This is a genomic window from Dyadobacter diqingensis (assembly GCF_024220585.1).
In the GTDB taxonomy this organism is placed as follows: domain Bacteria; phylum Bacteroidota; class Bacteroidia; order Cytophagales; family Spirosomataceae; genus Dyadobacter; species Dyadobacter diqingensis.
This window is the reverse complement of record NZ_JAMXKF010000017.1, coordinates 1-17,710: the sequence shown is the minus strand read 5'-3', so window position 1 is coordinate 17,710 and position 17,710 is coordinate 1. Positions and strand designations below refer to the sequence as shown.

Sequence of the window (17,710 nt, the reverse complement as noted above, 5' to 3'; positions counted from 1 at the left end):
AACTCACTTTAATGGTTGCCGCAGAATAAATGGTTTCAGCTAGCCTACCAGTAGGTAAGAACAAAATTTCGAGGCAAAACTACTGATTCTTTACAGATGCAATGTTAAGAAATTGTTAACTAAATTCATATTGGCATTAATAAAGCGCTTCAAATCAATTAAGTTAAAAAAATAAAAGACACAGCGGAACAGCCGATATGAAATATCAGCGATCCGATGTCAGTTATTTTATATTTTTAATTTCCTTCCTTATTGGCAAGTTGTCCGCAGGCTGCGTCAATGTCTTTCCCACGGCTACGGCGCACATGCACGGAAACGCCTCTGTCTTCCAGGAAAGCCGCAAATTTATCCAGACGATCAGACTCTGTATTCTTGAAATCTGCCTCTGCGATTGGATTGTATTCGATAATATTTACCCGCGCAGGCACTCTTTTGGTGAATTCCCAAAGCTCCTTCGCATCCTGTAAAGTGTCATTGAAGTTTTTGAAAACAATATATTCGAAGGTGATCCGGTTGCCGGTCTTTTTGTAAAAATAATTTAACGCTTCGGCCAGATTATCCAGAGAATTCGATTCATTGATCGGCATAATACGGTTACGCTTTTCATCATTGGCCGCATGCAACGAAAGGGCGAGACGGAAGCGGACTTCATCGTCACCCAGTTTTTTAATCATTTTAGCAATACCAGCCGTAGAAACGGTAATACGTTTCGGCGACATATTCAGCCCTTCCGGAGAAGTTATATGCTCAATCGATTTCAGAACCGCTGCATAATTCAGCAAGGGCTCCCCCATTCCCATGTATACGATATTGGTAAGCGGTGCCTTAAAACTTCCTTCGGCCTGACGCGCAATCGCTACCACCTGGTCGTAAATTTCGGCAGCATCCAGATTCCGTTTACGATCCATATAACCCGTCGCACAGAATTTGCAAGTCAGTGAACAACCTACCTGGCTGCTCACGCAGGCGGTCATACGGTCGGCAGCGGGAATTAACACCCCTTCCACCAAATGTCCGTCAAATAGCTTAAAAGCTGATTTTATGGTACCGTCATTGCTCTGCTGCTGCTTGGCAACAGTCATGGAATTGATCACGAAATGCTCGTCGATTAACTGTCTTGTGGCCAATGAAAGGTTGGTCATTTCGGCAAAAGATGATGCCGATTTTTTCCAGATCCATTCATAAATCTGTTTCGCTCGGAAAGCTTTTTCTCCGTGCTCCGCCATCCAGCCTTTCAGCTGATCAACACTTAATTTCCTTATATCCTGCTTTTCTTGTACTTCAACCATTATTTCTATAACTATTGTTACCGGATTGTTTGCTGGCAACCTATATTTTTGCAAAGGTACTGAATATCAATCACTAAATTAATTTTCAGTTCATTGATTCAATGTTACTCAGATGAAAAAATTAACACCGATTCAGAAAAAATCATTCGTCTTGCTTATCTGTTTTCTTCTTTCCCCCATCAGAATCTTCCTCAGCCTGATCTTCCCCCCCCTTATCAGCATCTTTATCCTTGTCAAGATATTCTGATTTCCAATCCTTGATCAGTTCACTGCCTTCGGGCATTAATGTCAGGGCCTTGGTAATAACATTGGGCGCAACAGGGATAACCAACGGATAAACCCAGGTATCCTTTGTGCGGTGCTCGGGAATTTTCACACCGATCATATTGACCAGCCAGAAGAAAACGCTGATCCCGAAAACCCAGGTAAAAATCCCGACCATTGCCCCGGCAAAACTGTCAAAAGTACCTAAAATAGAATACCGTAACGAGCGCCGGATCCTGTACCCGAATTGGTTTAACAAAAAAACAGTTGGAAAAAAAACAGCCGAAAAACCGATGTAAGGCAGTATTCTTTTGGCCGTATGATCACTGAAATAAGGAGTAAGGATTTCCATCCCCAAACCCAGAAATTTAAAACCGAGGATCATGGCTACCACAAGACCCGCTATCCCGATGATTTCGATCAGCAGTCCTTTCCGGTAACCATGCAATGCCCCCCAAAGTAATGGAATCAGGATAAGAATATCCAATAACTTCATGCGAGCAAACTCTTAACCAACGTAGATACGACGCGGCCATCTGCTTGTCCGGCCAGTTCTTTGGTAGCTGCGCCCATTACCTTGCCCATATCAGACGGACCAGTCGCACCAACGCGGGCAATAATTTCTTTCAATTTCGCTGTAACCTCTTCCTCTGTCAGTTGTTTCGGCAGGAATTGCTCTATAATGGCAAGCTCTGCTTCTTCCTTTTCCAACAGGTCAGGACGGTTCTGTGCCTTGTAAATATCAGCCGATTCCCTGCGTTGTTTCGCTGCCTTCGTTAACAATTTCAACTCGTCATCAGCAGACAGTTCTCCCGATGCACCACCTTTGGTTTCTTCCAGCAGGATCAGCGATTTGATGGCACGTAAAGCACGTAACTGATCCTGATCCTTTGCCCGCATGGCATCCTTTATGCCTGATTCAACCTGAGTTTTTAGTGCCATATGTTTAATGAATGAATTTTGAATGAGTGAATGATAGAATATTAATGAATGAATAAGTAAATTTAGAATGAGCAAATGTTAAATTTGTCATTAAAGGGACAAAGTTACACGAATGATGGAATGAATGATAGAATTTTGAATGCGTGAATGACAGAATAAACAACAAATGGCATTACTCCACATTCTATCACGCTATGATTCAAAATTCTATGATTCAAAAATCTATCATTCGATTATTCAAAATTCTATCATTTAAAATTACACCATGACCCGTCTCAGCGTCAACATTAACAAAATAGCTACACTTCGGAATTCGCGTGGAGGCGACAACCCCAATGTTCTTAAAGTGGCTCTGGATTGTGAACGGTTTGGTGCACAAGGCATTACTGTGCATCCACGACCGGATGAACGCCATATCCGTTATCAGGATGTTTACGATTTAAAAGAAGTTGTAACCACAGAATTTAATATTGAAGGGAATCCTTCGGAAAGAAAATTTATTGATCTGGTACTGGCAACCAAACCTGATCAGGTTACACTCGTACCAGATGCGCTTGGAGCGATCACGTCCAATGCCGGCTGGGATACTATCACCAATAAGCAACTGCTAACAGAACTGATTCAGGAATTTAAGCGAGCAAGTATACGTGTTTCGGTTTTCGTAGATCCTGACCCACAAATGGTGGAAGGAGCAAAAATCTGCGGTGCCGATCGTGTGGAGTTATATACAGAACCCTATGCCGCCTATTATTTTGAGAACAGGCAGAAAGCGGTTATTCCTTTTGTAAAAGCAGCAGAAAAAGCACGGGAAGTTGGCTTGGGCTTAAACGCGGGCCATGACCTGAGCCTTGATAACCTTCATTTCCTGAAACAGTGCATACCGTGGATGGACGAAGTATCGATAGGCCATGCCCTGATTTCTGATGCCCTGTATCTCGGTCTGGAAAATACAATCCAGATGTATTTGCGGGAATTGGCTTTGTAACAATTTGACAGGCTTTAGAGAAGTCAAGACTGGGCGTCCCCCTTTTCAAAACTTGACTTCTCTTTTTTCTCCTCCGCTTCTTCTCCTTACAGCCTTCTCTGAATTTCGAAATTTCTTATTTCCCGCCAAAGGTCTCGGCAATTTTCATCGCCACACCCATATCGCCGTCAATTTTCAGTTTGCCCATCATGTAAGCCATCATGGCGTTCAGGTCTCCATCCAATAGTTTCAGTGCATTTTTCGTAGAAATCTCAAATGTACAATCCGCTTCCAGATCTTCGTTTGAAACCGTATTAGGCACCACTTTACTATTTATAAAAACATTCCCCTCGTCAGTTTTGAATTTAACTGTCGCATCCAATCCACTATCAGTACCCAGCATGCTGGTAACGCGGTCAGTCAGAATTTGAAGACTCATATTTCTTTGGCTTACTGTTTGATGTAAAATTTACTTTATGCTATTAAAATTGTAAAAGTATGTACCCTAAGAAGAATATTCAAATGGTTTTGGTGTTTTCATCTAAAAGGACAAATTTTACACTCTGTTTTGGCACTTGTCAGAACGTATATTTTTTTAATTGCCAATGAATTCTCCAGTGATACGCCCAACAGTACTGACTGTACTTTGCATGCTTACCTTTTTAAGTTCCATTTCTGGTTTATGGACACAGTCCGAAAGACTCTGGAACCCCGGCATGGTAGCCGAACAAACCAAGGAAATTTTTGAAGGACTACGTGAAAAGCTTGAAGAGCAACCTTCAAGCGCCGACACCAAAACGGTAGACCGTTTATTTGAATCCGTCATTAAAAGAACGACGCCGGAAACAATAAAACACAGCGCGATGATCATGATTATTTTTGAATCGCTGACTTTGTATGCAGCCTATCTGATGTGGAACCTCAGAAAACTCGGTTTCTACCTATATATGAGTGGCATAGCCGTAGCTTTCTTCGGCTCGATCCTTGTAATCGGAGGCTGGATGGGCATTGTAACTGCCATTGCCGGCATATTTTTCAGTTCGATCATGTGCATTATTTATGCATTCAATTTGAAGTATTTGCAATAAAATAGTGCGATTGTGACAAAAAATTCAGTGATTCGTTTGTAAATATCAATTGTCAATTATAAATCCCCCTTGCATTCCACGCAGAAAAGATTTTATTTTGCGGGTCTAATTCAAAAATAGAAATGGCTTTAATTAACAAAATCAGAGAGAAATCCGGAGTTGCTGTCACAGTAATTGCAATCAGTTTGATCTTATTTATGGTGGGTGGTGACCTTTTGGGACCTAACTCTATTTTAGGAGGAAACAGCAACCAGGTGGTTGGAGAGATTGCTGGTAAAGAAATCAATATCAAGGACTTTCAGAGTCGGGTAGATGGATTTCGTCAGAATTATGAGGCTCAGTCAGGCCGTAGTTTGAATGAAAATGAACTTGCGTCATTACGCGACCAGGCATGGAACCAGTTCATCGTTGACATTGCTTACAAGAAGCAATTTGACAAACTTGGACTATCTGTTACTGACGAAGAATTGGTTGACATGGTTCAGGGAAACCACATCAGTCCTTCTATTCTTCAGGCTTTTTCTGATCCAACATCAGGTCGTTTTGACAAAAACGCAGTGATTAACTATCTGAAAAACTTAAAGACATTACCTGTTGAGCAACAAAAATCATGGGCTAATTTCGAAACAAGTCTTCGTGAAGAGCGTATCCGCAGCAAATACGAAAACCTTTTGAAATTGTCTACTTACATTCCTAAGGCGCAGGCTGAAAAAGAATATGTGGCTCAAAACACAAAAGCAACAACACGTTATTTATATGTTCCTTACTTCTCTATTGTAGATACTACAATTAAAGTAACGGATTCTCAGCTGGAAAGCTATTTGAGTGCTCACCGTTCAGAGTACAAAGGAACTGATACACGTTCGATCGAATATGTAAGCTTCGCAGTTCAGCCTGCAAAGGATGACAGTACTGCGCTTTACAACGAGATTAAAGAATTGGCACGCGGACTGGCAACAGCTCAGAGCGATTCTTCTTACGCAAAAATGAACTCAGATATTCCTTTGCCAATGAATATGTCGCTGGCCAACATGTCTGACCAATTGAAAGAAGCTGTTAAGACATTCGTTCCGGGTGGTGTTTACGGACCATACCGCGAAGGAAATACTTACTTCATCTACAAATATGATGGTACACGTACTGACACGGTTTCTTCTGCAAAAGCAAGCCACATTTTGATCAGAGCGGAAAACCAGTCGGATTCGGCTAAGGCGGCAGCACGTGTTCGTGCAGAAGGCATCCTTTCTCAGATCCGTGCAGGTGCTAACTTTGAGGCTTTGGCTGCAACATCAAGTGCAGATCCGGGTTCAGCACAACGCGGTGGTGATTTGGGTTATTTCCAGAACAACGGTGCAATGGTTAAGCCATTTGAGGAAGCTGTTTTCTCTGCAAGCGCTACGGGACTTATCCCAAGATTGGTAGAAAGCCAGTTTGGTTTCCACATCATTAAAGTAACGGCAACTAAAAACAACACGCTTTACCGTATCGCTGCGATCGGAAAAACGATTGCTCCAAGCCAGGCAACACGTGACGAAGCTTACCGCAAGGCTGACGAATTTGCTAACTCGGTAAAAACCAAAGAGCAGTTTAACGAGGCTGTGAAAAAGGATAAGGCACTTGTGGTTGCTACTGCAAACCGTATCCCTGAAAGCGCTACCAACATCAATGCCATTCAAAATGGCCGTGAAATTGTTCGCTGGGCATTTAAAGACGATTCAAAAATCGGTGGAGTTTCTCAGGTTTTCGAAACCGAAGAACAGTATATCGTAGCGGTTCTGACTGGAAAATCAGATCAGGATAACGTGAAAGTGGATGATTTCCGTGACGAATTGACTACAAAAGTTCGCAACGAACTGAAAGCTGAGCAAATTACTGCGAAACTTAAAGGTGCAACAGGTGACCTTGAAAGCATTGCTAAAAAATACGGTGCAGGTGCTTTGATCGAAACAGCTAATGATATTTCCCTGGCAACAGGATTCCTGACAAGTGCAGGTTTTGATCCGATCGCGCTTGGAAAAGTATTCGGTTTGAAAGCTGGTCAGAAAACAGGTGTATTCACTGGCGAAAACGGTGTGTTCATCATGGAGCTGATCAACAAGACGGATGCTCCTAAAATTGCAGATTTCACACAGAACAAAACACAGCTTACCCAGTCTTTGGAAAGCCGTTCATCATACCTGGTAAACGAAGCAATTCGTGAAAATGCCAAAATTGTTGACCGTCGCGCTAAATTCTTCTGATAAGAAAAAGCCGGTTAGAATACTCTAAAAGGGGGGCGAATTAATTTTCGCTCTCCTTTTTTTTGTACCCAATCAATTTTTTCAAAAAAAAATGATAGTATTGCAGTAAAAATTGTCAATAGTACACTTAATAAAGAAGGAGGTCGGAAAAAGTATGAAACAGACTATAAATGCTTTGCTTTTTGTAATCTGCAACACCATTTGCCTAAACCTTATTATTCAAAAAAACCATTAACAATAACCACAATGAGCATACTACTTGGAGAAGAGGAGTATTTTAAAGGAATCGGGAAAATCGCGTACGAAGGGCCTGAATCAACAAATCCGTTAGCATATCGCTGGTATGACGAAAATCGTATCATCGCCGGCAAAAGCATGAAGGAACATCTTCGTTTTGCTATTGCTTACTGGCACACCTTCTGTGGAAATGGTGGTGATCCTTTCGGAGGACAGACATTGTTTTACCCATGGGATAAAAAAGCAGACGCTGTTGACCGCGCAAAAGACAAAGCCGATGCAGCATTTGAATTGATTACAAAACTTGGATTGCCTTATTACTGTTTTCACGATGTTGACGTGGTGGATTATACCGACGACGTTCGCAGCAATGAAAAACGCCTTCAGACTTTGACACAATATCTTGCGCAAAAGCAAAAAGATTCAGGTGTTAAATTACTTTGGGGAACTGCCAATTTGTTCAGCCACCACCGTTACATGAATGGTGCCTCAACCAACCCTGATTTTGATGTAGTTTCTCATGCAGCAGCGCAGATCAAAATTGCTTTGGATGCAACAATCGCTTTGGGTGGCGAAAATTATGTATTCTGGGGAGGTCGTGAAGGTTATATGACACTTCTGAACACGGATATGAAACGTGAGCAGGAGCACTTCGCACAGATCCTTAAAATGTCTGTGGCATATGCACGCGCCAATGGTTTCAAAGGTAAATTCTTCATCGAACCAAAACCTTGCGAGCCAACAAAACACCAGTATGACTACGATGCAGCAACCGTAATTGGTTTCCTTCGTCAGCATGACCTGCTTGCAGATTTCTCTTTGAACCTTGAAGTGAACCACGCTACTTTGGCCGGCCACACATTCGAGCATGAATTGCAGGTTGCAGCCGATGCAGGTATTTTGGGTTCTATCGATGCCAACCGTGGAGATTACCAAAACGGATGGGATACAGATCAGTTCCCGAACGATATCGCTGAGTGGACAAAAGCATTGCTTGTGATTTTGCAATCAGGCGGATTGCAGGGCGGTGGTATCAACTTTGATGCAAAACGTCGTCGTAACTCAACTGACGTTGCAGACGTTTTCCATGCACACATCGGTGGTATCGACGTAGTAGCAAGAGCGCTTGTGATTGCTGATAAAATTATCCAAAACGGAGAATATGACAAAATCCGTACAGACCGTTATGCAAGCTTTGATTCCGGTAAAGGTGCCGAATTCGAAACAGGTAAACTTGCTTTAACAGATCTTTTTGAACTGGCAGCAGCCAAAGGCGAACCAGCTACCATTTCAGGAAGACAAGAATATCTTGAAAACCTTATCAATCGTTTTATATAAGGATAATCCGGTTCGAAATTTATAATTAACGACGAAAGCCGCTGGATTCATTTCAGCGGCTTTCATCGTTTACATACCCCAAAAAAGATACATTTCAACTTGTCACTTTTGTTGACAATCAAACATTTACCGTTAAATAAGTTTATTGTATGATTTATAGAAAATTTTCTATAACAAATAAAAACAAATACTTAATTGCGTAAGTAACTAACCCGACATTAACGTGCCGCGGTTGTGTTACATCTGAGCTGAATTAATTAACCTAACCCGCGCCTATGATTTAACATATTCTATTTACTTCACGCAATACAAGTATTTGTAATTGTTCGCGGTTACAGATACAACGGCAGGATTTTCTGCCAGCTCCCTGGTTACTCAACACCCATGATACTTCTTCCGGCACCGTTATTTTACAATAACCAGGCCTCACTACAACGTTACGGGAATATTTTTTCAGGTCAGTGACTCTACTGCCAGGTTTTCGATGCTACTCAACGGGTTAATAACCTTTCCGTCATGATTAACGCATTTTCATGCAACAATCAATCAGTGTTTTCTACTGATCGATGCCGGGAAGAAAGAGGCTGATTCCAGCACCTTTGATGAATTTATATCAACCCATTTGTTCTCGTTATGGTAATTTTTTCGCCTAAAACCTTTTTATCCGGTGACTCAGTCCTGCACGCACGCCATGCCCCTGTTTCACACTTTATGCTGAATCAAGTAAACCGGACTTACGACCTCGTTCTATCCCTGCTTCATTGGTACCAATTGCAGAAACCAATTCTGTGTTGCGCGCCGACGTAGATCTGCCAGCTACATATTGACCGCATGAACGTCAAAACAGAAAATTAATTTCTGTTCAGTGATGCTTTGTGCCAATGCCTGCCAAGAAAAGTTTCACTTCTTTTTTGGTTCAGGACTTCTTGTGCCCGTTCTAAACGGTTAAGATAATTCCACGTACTCATTTCTCTCAACTTAATGGTATCACTTTTATGAAACAATTACGACCCCGCCTGCTGTTTCTGGCTGTTGTCATGTTTTCCATTAAAGCAGCGACAGCCCAAAAGATCATTTATGTCAACGACAATTCAAACACGAACAGTGTTTTTACGACTACCATCGGTAATGATGCCAACCCGGGATCCGATCCATCCACACCCTTTGCAACACTGACCAAGGCCATGCAGGAAGCCTCCGCCGGTGACCGGATTCTGCTGGATGCCGGTACTTATCTGGCTACCTCCATCACCGTGAAAAGCGGGGTTAAAATTATCGGTACTCCGTCGGACAACACTGTCATAACCGCACAGACGTCCGCAATATCTTTACAATCCAATACCGAACTCTGGAACCTCAAAATCCAACGGGTTTTGCCATTGGGGCCGGGTTATCCAAGTATATCGGTGGCTACTGCTCCCGGCGCAACCAATGTGTTAATTGAAAACTGCCTGTTCTTTAAAAACCGCACAGCCATTTATCTGGAACCGGGTTCCACGGATATTGTCCTGAAACGAAACCGTTTTGACGATAACCGGACAGGTATTATTTTTCCAAATTCTGCTGCGGCAACGCCCCTGTCCAAAATTTATCTGATCGACAATGAGCTGGTCAACAACAGATCTTACGGACTCATTCTAACGGACAATAATCTGTCGCCTGTCGAAATGTATTTATCCGGAAACAATATTACCGGTAACCTTGCCGGTGGCTTGGAAAACGACAATACCGCCTCAGGGACCAAAATAATCCTTCGGAACAACTGGTTTGGAACACCCGTCCCTACTATTTTCAACGGTCTGACCAATGGCGGCTTCAATGTTCCGGATCACGATACTAATCCCGGAAGCGCCGTACTGACCAACAACAACGCTGTTCCCGGAGCGACTTACCCCAACCAGATTTCAGGAACCAATACAGCTGCCATTCAAGCTGGTTTTATTTATGCTTCGAGCGCAAACACAAGGCCGGCGACGGTTAACTACGTAAGTTCGAACAACACGACGATTGCCGGACATACCGCTTTTAACTATTTCCCTTCAATTCAGGACGCCATCAGTGCTTCCAATACCGACGCGACCGTTACACTACCAAATGGTGTGTACAGCGACAATGTGATCCTGAACAAAAAACTGACCGTCAAAGGAAACTCCCGCAGCCTGACCATCATCCGCGGAACTTATGATTTCGGCATTCAGAGTGCGGTTATTGCCGTCAACACCGCCGATGCAAAAATCGAAAACCTGACCATCACCCGTGACTATGGAAACTCGGTGGATGTGTGGCAGGCGGGATTACGCGATTCCGGAATCAGTGTCAACGCCTCGAATGTGAGCCTGAACGACATCACCGTTCAAAATCAACGCAGTGCCATTTACGTTTATAACCAACAGGGTTTTAAACTTATGAACAGTGTCCTGGAAAAAAACCGCACCGGTCTTTCTCTCGGTGTTGATATCAGCAACGGCATCATCACCAATAACATCATCCGTGATAACCTGACCCACGGGATTATTTTCAATTATGCCTTCGGAACCGGTATTACTGCGAATAATCTGAAAGTGAAAAATAACAGTTTCAGTGGTAATTGGTACACGGATATTTACGCCCACGGTTCAGGAGCGACAAGCATTTATACCAACGCCGACCTGACCTGCAACACTTTTGGCAACAACGCAGCAGCAACCAATTCCGGAGCCGCCGGCGAACCCGGTTATCTTACACAAGTACCCGTTCAGTTCGGTGGTACCCCGCCCGCGTTTTTCGCCTCTTTCGCGGGAGATAAAATTGCAGATCTGACCACGGCACCATGGCTTGTTAACATTCCGGTACCAGCCCCGACGGCAATCAGCTTTATTCCAACGGCAGGTACACTAAACGTTTCTCCGGTTTTGGGTGCTTTATCGGCAGCCAATAATGATTACCGCATCCTTGCCAATGCCATCGGCTGCGTGCAAGAAAACCAGACGGTCAGTCTCTCGGGAACATTCGACTGGACAACGGCCGAAGCACAGGCAGAATGGGCCAAAGGTACAAATGCAAAAGCCTCTGACGGTGTAGGGACCATAACCGGCTCGGGCGATAACTACTCGATAACACCTCCCCTGGCTGTTAATGGTGTCACAATCACATCATCAGGATCGGCAACGATACAGGGACCGGGCGATTTGCCGGCCACTTCCCTGGAAACTTTTTTATTCCTGAATAGCAAGGCAAACAGCAGCTACAAAAACTGGACGATCAGTAACCTGATCTTAAAAGGGTTTGACGTTTCTATTATCGCCGATCATAACGGAGGACCTGTTGATGTCAATGATAACCTGAAAATTTCCGGGAATCAGTTTCACATCCCCGCGGATCTGAATGCGACCGCAGCAGCTGCTGACAACTTTCAGAATATCGGTATTCACTATAATTACGGAAAGAATATCGAAATCAGCCAAAACCAGTTCTTTATAAACGGAACAGGGATAAGTGATGACGCTGGTGCGAAATATGCTACGACCTATGCCATCCAGTCGGCAACGAGCGGCGGCACGGCATACGACGGTCTAAAAATCATAAATAACCAGTTTACCGTGGTAGGCGCACCCAGTTCTACACCAGCGGTGATTAAAGGAATATGGGAAAACGGGCATAATGAGAATGCTTCCATCGAGATCAGCGGGAACAAATTCACCAACGATACGCCTGGAAATACTGCCACGCTCAACCGTCAGACCGCGTTCTGGGTAACTTCCAGATCAGGCGCAGCTAAAAACGTGGTATACAAAGACAACGAGATCAGCAACTATTCAGAAGGGATAGCCTGGCTTGGGGGATTGTATACAGGAAACACGCCACCCGATTTCAACACGGGCGCTTTACCTGTGCAGATTCTTAACAACAAATTTGATGCGGTAAACAAAGCCGTGGTCATTCGTAAATCGGTGGGAAGTACCAATGCCAATTCTCCTGCCAAAATAAACAGCAACAGCTTTGTCAACTCGCTTACATCGGATATCGCCAACGAAGCATCCGGAACAGCCGACGCTTCCTGTAACTGGTTTGACGGTGCCATTCTGGCGACCGGAGCGATTTCATCCAGTCCTAAGCTGATTAACGGAACAGACAACGACCTTGGTGCTATCGGATTTCAAACCACGGCAGCGTGTGAATATTCCGTTAAAAACCTGGCGACATCTGAAACCTTCCCGACTATCCAGGAGGCTATCAACGATAATGAAACGCTTAATACCCATGAAATTTTTATTGGAAACGGGGTTTACAACGAACGTGTGACCGTTTCGAAAGAGGTGAAACTGACGGGCGAATCGCAGGCGGGTACCATCCTGGAAGGTACTGGTCTAGCCGGTACAGGTTCAGGAATTTTCATTGAAAGCGGTAAAACCAAAGTGAGCATTCAAAACCTGACCATCCGGAACTTTACCGGTGCCAGCGGAAATAGCAACGCAGGAATTTATGCCAACGGTGGCAACAACGATCTGACAATTAAAAATGTAACCAGTAAAGATAACCCGACGGCATCAGGAATTTATGCCAACGGGCCTATCGAAAATGTTACAATCGACCTTGTGACGGCAGAAAACAACAGTCCCGGCGCGCGCGGTATTGTGATCTGGAATGGTTTCAAGAAAAACATTTCGATAACCAACTCCACAATTTCCAACAATAACTGCTGTGGTATCGAATTGCAGGATGGTACTGCCTCAGGCGTTTTGATTAAAGGGAATACGATCAATGCCAAAGACAACGGTATCGGTGTGGTTGGGTTAACTTCCGGCGCAGGCCCCAACCTGATCCAGAATAACAATATCCAGGTCACAGGTCGTTTCGGGATTGAGATTAAAAACCCTAACGGTACGGGAAGTACGGATGAAACGCTGGACGGTTCTATCATTGTCAAAGGCAATACGGTTAACCTTGTCGGTAGCGGAGGAGATGTCAGAGACCTCGCGGGTATCGCCGTATTTCGTCGTGGTGTGATTACAGCCAACGGAAATGTGGATGTACCAACGGGCGTCGTGATCACCACCAACACGATTACCGGATTTACACAACCGGGAACCAGTGAAGGTTTTGGGATCGTCGTGGAAGGTACCAACCATAAAGTCCTCAATAATACACTGACAGGAAATGAAGTCGCTATTCAGCGCCAGGCAGGCCACATGCCTTATACTGCAAACTCAACCACCGACGGAAATCAGGACGATGCAGCCGATAACTTCTTCGGACGCGGCAATGCTCCCTACTCCTGTGGTATTGAAGTAGATGCCAATGGTGGCGCGGTCGTTAGAGATGTTTTTTACACCGATATCGTTGGCGTCGTGGTTAACACCAATACTGCTGAAACTTTCTGTTCCATCCAGACTGCGGTTGCTGATAACAACACCGCAAACGGACATACGATTAAAGTTGGAGCCGGAACGTTTAATGAGCAGGTTGTTGTCAACAAATCGGTTGTAATTAAAAGCGCAACAGCTACACAGCCCGTAATTAATTTCACAGGAACACCAGCAGGAAAGCTGACAATATTTGATATATCGGCCGACGCGGTTACCATTGAAAACCTGAATATCAAAGTCGACCTGGCCAAACTGAAAAGTGCAGTTTTGGCAACCGGCGCAGCCATTGACCAGATTACGGTCAAAGACAACCTGATCAATGCTTACAATGTTCCCGTAGCCGGCAATTATGGTGACAGGAACGCAGTGAGTGTTAATTACGGCGGCCCTACTAATTATCGTGTGGCAACTGGTGGCGTAAACAATATCACGTTTACAGGCAACACCGTTACCAATGAAGGCGCCAATGCGTTCCGCTCTGGTATCGCGGCCGATGAAGCAGCCGGTACTTTTACTGGTAATATACTGCAAACCATCAACCACGATATCATCGTGCGTTTTGCAAGCAACGGGCCGGTAACGATCAGTAACAATAATTTCAACGGCGGTGGTGTGGAACTCCCTGAAATGAACGGCTCGGCCGGCACATTGACGGTCAGCAACAATACCTTTAACGGCATTGCTGCAAATCCTGTCGGCGCTGCGATGCTGCGTCTGAAAAACAATACCAACAACAAGCCGGTATTTGTAAACAACAATACGTTTACGGCACATCAGTGGGGTATCAGCCTGGAAAACTATCAGAATGTGACCATTGATAACAACACCATGACCCCGCTGGCGAACTCAACCATTTTCCGTCACATCACGGTGAATACGAAAGAACTGAGTTCTTCAAGTGGTTTCTATGCGCCGGTACTTGGTATGACGCTTATTAAAAATACCTTTAATGGCTCGGGCACAACGGGTGGAACGGGATTGGCATTTTATAATCACGATAACGACAGTCCTGTATTTGGCACATTTACGCTCGGTGGCGCAGGTAATGAGAATAATTTCGCAGCTGGTCTCGGCACATTTATTTATCTGGATGCACAAACAGGCGCCACCCCTGCGCCCGCCACAACCATGGCACCATGGGCAGTCAACCTGGATGCTACGGGTAACAACTTCGATGCCGGGGCAGGATTACAATCACCTGCAGTGATGACATTGGCTTCTCTGTACAATGTTGAAGACAAAATAACGCACAAAATTGACGATGGTGTCCTCGGTTTTGTAACCGTAAAAGCTGCCAATACATTTGTAACCCCGATCAGTTTTACACCTGCAACGCTGACGCCTAAAATCCAGAGGGGTGTTGATGCGGCCTCTGCCGGCTGGACAGAAAACGTAAAGGCTGGAACTTATGCCGAAAATGTTGTTGTCAACAAGGCTTTGAAAATTTACGGAGCCAACTATGGAGTTAACCCAAACAGTGGAAGCCGTGTTGCGGAAACCATCGTGGTTCCCGCCGTAAACAATACTTCGGACGGTTCCATATTCCTTCTTCAGGGTGCTTTGAGCGGAGTAGAAATCGACGGTTTCAGGATCGACGGAGATAATGCAGGCCTTGCCGGTGGTGTCGATATCAATGGTGCGGATGTCAATACAGCCGAAGCCATTTCTGCCTATGACGGTGTCAGCAACACGCTGGTTAAAAACAACATCATCACCAATCTCAATTATGCCGGTGTTGACTTTTACAATGATTCCAACAGCGGTGCGGCTACCAGTGGTAATTTGGTTGATCAAAACAAGTTTGATAACCTGATGCCATCAGTTTATGGTATTGGGGTTTTGATTTACAACAATGCTTATACCAGCATTACCAACAACGTCATGACGAGAGTCCGCGTAGGTATCCAAACCGGTAATTTTGAAAAAGCCGATCCGGGGAATTCACGTACTTTTGAGGCAAACACGATTGAAGCAAGTCGCAGAGGGATTTTCCATAACCTGGCCTATTCCAACGCGTCCGACCTGACCATCAAGGGAAATACCATAACCGCTTATGCAGGAACGACCCGTCACGATGGAATTATGATCAGTTCCTTACAGGGAAATGTCGGTGTAATGGTAGAAAACAACATTATCAACGGTCTTGCCAGTGTGACCAATGCCTACCAGTTATGGAATAACCCATCGAACAAAGTGACCATCAAAGGCGGAACCGTCACCACGGCGCTGAATGGTATTTTTGCCAACAATTTTGATGGTTATCCCGATGCAGGCTCCAATGCAGAATCCAGTGCGTATCTGGTGGATGGTGTCACAATCAATAATACGGCTACGGGAATATTGGTAAAGGACAATACTTTAAACACCAATAACGCTACCGTGAAAGTGACGCTCGCCGGAAACACAGCTATCAACGAAGCAAGCACGCAGGGAAGTCTGGTTTCCGGAAAAGATGCGCAGCTTGTTACCGGCCCTTCAACCATAAAACTGGGCGCTGCTACACCCTATGCCGTCAATGTGACGGGAACTACGGGCACAACAGCTCCGAACGTTATCCTGAACACCGGTTTTGCGATTGACAGAAATGGTAACACCACTGCTCCGGTATTAAACACCGATATCGATGGCATTATCGAAATCGGAAGTAATTGGGCTATACCTTCGGGTGGACCTACTTATCCGTTTATTATTCAGGGAAAACTGTTATTTGAAAACGGAATCCTGAATGCGGAAAACGGCCCGGTGTTCTTTACCACCAATGCCAGTGATATCGTAACGGGTACAAAACCCGAAAAAACGACTAGTTATATTCTTGGCAAAGCGATCATGGCGGCCAGACCGGTCAATGCCGGTGCCATCAATTTCCTTGGCGTAAACCTGCCGGCGGGAGGTGATCTGGGAAGTCTGGGTATTGAAAGAATTACGGCTACTACCGCTATTTCGCCTTCGGTATCCACGGGTTCCATCAATGCAAGGTGGATTATCACGCCAACGAATGTATCGGCTGGCAGAACCGGAGCAAGTTTCAGCTTTCTGAGCAACTTCCTGAATGGCCAGATTCCTTCGTCACTATATGCCTATCGGTACAACGGATCGGCTTGGGAAAAGAAAAGCGTTGTCCTGACGGCCAGCTTATCGGCGGGACTTTACACGACATCCGCCTTTGATATCGCGGAATTTTCTCCGTGGACTTTCAGTAGTGCCTCGAATCCGCTTCCTGTCACATTGACGGCTTTCAGTGCTACTAAAAATGAGCAGACAACCTTGCTAAGCTGGTCAACAACCGCCGAAACAAACAGCAGCCATTTTGATATTGAGCATAGTATCAATGGCAAAAACTGGATAAACATCGGCACAGTAGCAGCGAAAGGCGAGAGCAAATCACTTTCATCGTACTCGTTCAGCCATGTGGATCCGGTTAACGGAGAAAACCTGTATCGTCTAAAAATAATTGATCTGGACGAAACCTTCGCATACAGCCGGATCGTCAGCTTAAACTTCGGAGGGGATGGATCCATATCGTTTTATCCAAACCCGGCCACAGACTTATTGCAGATCAACATCAAAGAATGGAATAAAGTAGCAGCAGTCAAAATGATTGACATGAACGGAAGAACCGTTTATTCATCCTTGTCGGCCGGTCTACATAAAACCATTGATGTCCGGTCGCTATCGCAAGGCATGTATCTGGTCGAGATCCGAAAAGCGGATGGAAATTTCACAGTGAGCAAGATCGTTATTTCAAAATAACGGCTGAGGAACCAGGAAAGTAAAAAAGACCGTCTCAAATCACAATGAGGCGGTCTTTTTTTGCCGGTAAGTCTTACAACAGAATACCGTTACAAACGGTAAATTATTAAAATTCGTAGTTTGAAAACTATGAATAACGCAGGGCCGTTAGGCGTAGTCTCCAGACTACATCTGTGTGCCACGCGGTCTCTGACCGCCGCAAATTATCAGTTGCTCGTAGTGTTCCCGGAACAATGCGTACTAATATAAATGA

9 protein-coding genes are annotated in these 17,710 nt (G+C 44.6%); 5 read left to right on the top strand and 4 right to left on the bottom strand.

Annotated elements, in window-relative coordinates; translation table 11 throughout:
- Window positions 1–236: 236 nt before the first annotated feature.
- The 3 genes from rlmN to M1L62_RS28725 all read right to left on the bottom strand — a co-directional run bounded on the left by rlmN (window position 237) and on the right by M1L62_RS28725 (window position 2,495).
- Window positions 237–1,289 carry a dual-specificity RNA methyltransferase RlmN gene (gene rlmN / locus M1L62_RS28735; RefSeq protein WP_254563091.1) on the bottom strand — a complete coding sequence of 351 codons (1,053 nt, stop codon included), beginning with the start codon at window positions 1,287–1,289 and terminating at the stop codon, window positions 237–239.
- Window positions 1,290–1,431: 142 nt separating this feature from the next.
- Window positions 1,432–2,049: a CvpA family protein gene (locus M1L62_RS28730; RefSeq protein WP_310590003.1), complete on the bottom strand. Its 618-nt coding sequence runs from the start codon at window positions 2,047–2,049 to the stop codon at window positions 1,432–1,434.
- The gene (locus tag M1L62_RS28725; protein ID WP_254563090.1) at window positions 2,046–2,495 is read right to left on the bottom strand and encodes a GatB/YqeY domain-containing protein; all 450 of its coding nucleotides are present in this window, start codon (window positions 2,493–2,495) and stop codon (window positions 2,046–2,048) included. The genes M1L62_RS28730 and M1L62_RS28725 overlap by 4 nt, the downstream gene beginning before the upstream one ends.
- Window positions 2,496–2,760: 265 nt before the next feature.
- On the opposite strand from M1L62_RS28725, the gene M1L62_RS28720 reads away from it, so the two are divergent.
- Window positions 2,761–3,480, top strand: a complete 720-nt coding sequence (locus M1L62_RS28720) for a pyridoxine 5'-phosphate synthase (protein ID WP_254563089.1) — start codon at window positions 2,761–2,763, stop codon at window positions 3,478–3,480.
- Between the two features lie 115 nt (window positions 3,481–3,595).
- Here the strand turns inward: M1L62_RS28720 and M1L62_RS28715 are convergent, their stop codons facing one another.
- Window positions 3,596–3,898: an SCP2 sterol-binding domain-containing protein gene (locus tag M1L62_RS28715; protein WP_254563088.1), complete on the bottom strand. Its 303-nt coding sequence runs from the start codon at window positions 3,896–3,898 to the stop codon at window positions 3,596–3,598.
- Window positions 3,899–4,109: 211 nt separating this feature from the next.
- On the opposite strand from M1L62_RS28715, the gene M1L62_RS28710 reads away from it, so the two are divergent.
- From M1L62_RS28710 to M1L62_RS28695, 4 genes are all read left to right on the top strand, one after another.
- Window positions 4,110–4,547, top strand: coding sequence for a hypothetical protein (locus tag M1L62_RS28710; protein WP_254563087.1), 438 nt, complete (start codon window positions 4,110–4,112; stop codon window positions 4,545–4,547).
- A 122-nt stretch (window positions 4,548–4,669) separates the two neighbouring features.
- Window positions 4,670–6,787: a peptidylprolyl isomerase gene (locus M1L62_RS28705; RefSeq protein ID WP_254563086.1), complete on the top strand. Its 2,118-nt coding sequence runs from the start codon at window positions 4,670–4,672 to the stop codon at window positions 6,785–6,787.
- Between the two features lie 246 nt (window positions 6,788–7,033).
- Window positions 7,034–8,362, top strand: a complete 1,329-nt coding sequence (gene xylA / locus M1L62_RS28700; protein WP_254563085.1) for a xylose isomerase — start codon at window positions 7,034–7,036, stop codon at window positions 8,360–8,362.
- Between the two features lie 995 nt (window positions 8,363–9,357).
- Complete coding sequence (locus M1L62_RS28695) at window positions 9,358–17,457, top strand: right-handed parallel beta-helix repeat-containing protein (protein WP_254563084.1); 8,100 nt, start codon at window positions 9,358–9,360, stop codon at window positions 17,455–17,457.
- The last annotated feature ends 253 nt before the right edge of the window (window positions 17,458–17,710 follow it).

Bases quoted from the DNA above. Each gene is read 5' to 3' on its own strand.
- M1L62_RS28710 (WP_254563087.1), top strand. From the start codon at position 4,110: ATGCTTACCTTTTTAAGTTCCATTTCTGGTTTATGGACACAGTCCGAA.
- M1L62_RS28720 (WP_254563089.1), top strand. From the start codon at position 2,761: ATGACCCGTCTCAGCGTCAACATTAACAAAATAGCTACACTTCGGAAT.
- M1L62_RS28715 (WP_254563088.1), bottom strand. From the start codon at position 3,898: ATGAGTCTTCAAATTCTGACTGACCGCGTTACCAGCATGCTGGGTACT.
- M1L62_RS28705 (WP_254563086.1), top strand. From the start codon at position 4,670: ATGGCTTTAATTAACAAAATCAGAGAGAAATCCGGAGTTGCTGTCACA.
- M1L62_RS28725 (WP_254563090.1), bottom strand. From the start codon at position 2,495: ATGGCACTAAAAACTCAGGTTGAATCAGGCATAAAGGATGCCATGCGG.
- M1L62_RS28730 (WP_310590003.1), bottom strand. From the start codon at position 2,049: ATGAAGTTATTGGATATTCTTATCCTGATTCCATTACTTTGGGGGGCA.
- xylA (WP_254563085.1), top strand. From the start codon at position 7,034: ATGAGCATACTACTTGGAGAAGAGGAGTATTTTAAAGGAATCGGGAAA.
- rlmN (WP_254563091.1), bottom strand. From the start codon at position 1,289: ATGGTTGAAGTACAAGAAAAGCAGGATATAAGGAAATTAAGTGTTGAT.
- M1L62_RS28695 (WP_254563084.1), top strand. From the start codon at position 9,358: ATGAAACAATTACGACCCCGCCTGCTGTTTCTGGCTGTTGTCATGTTT.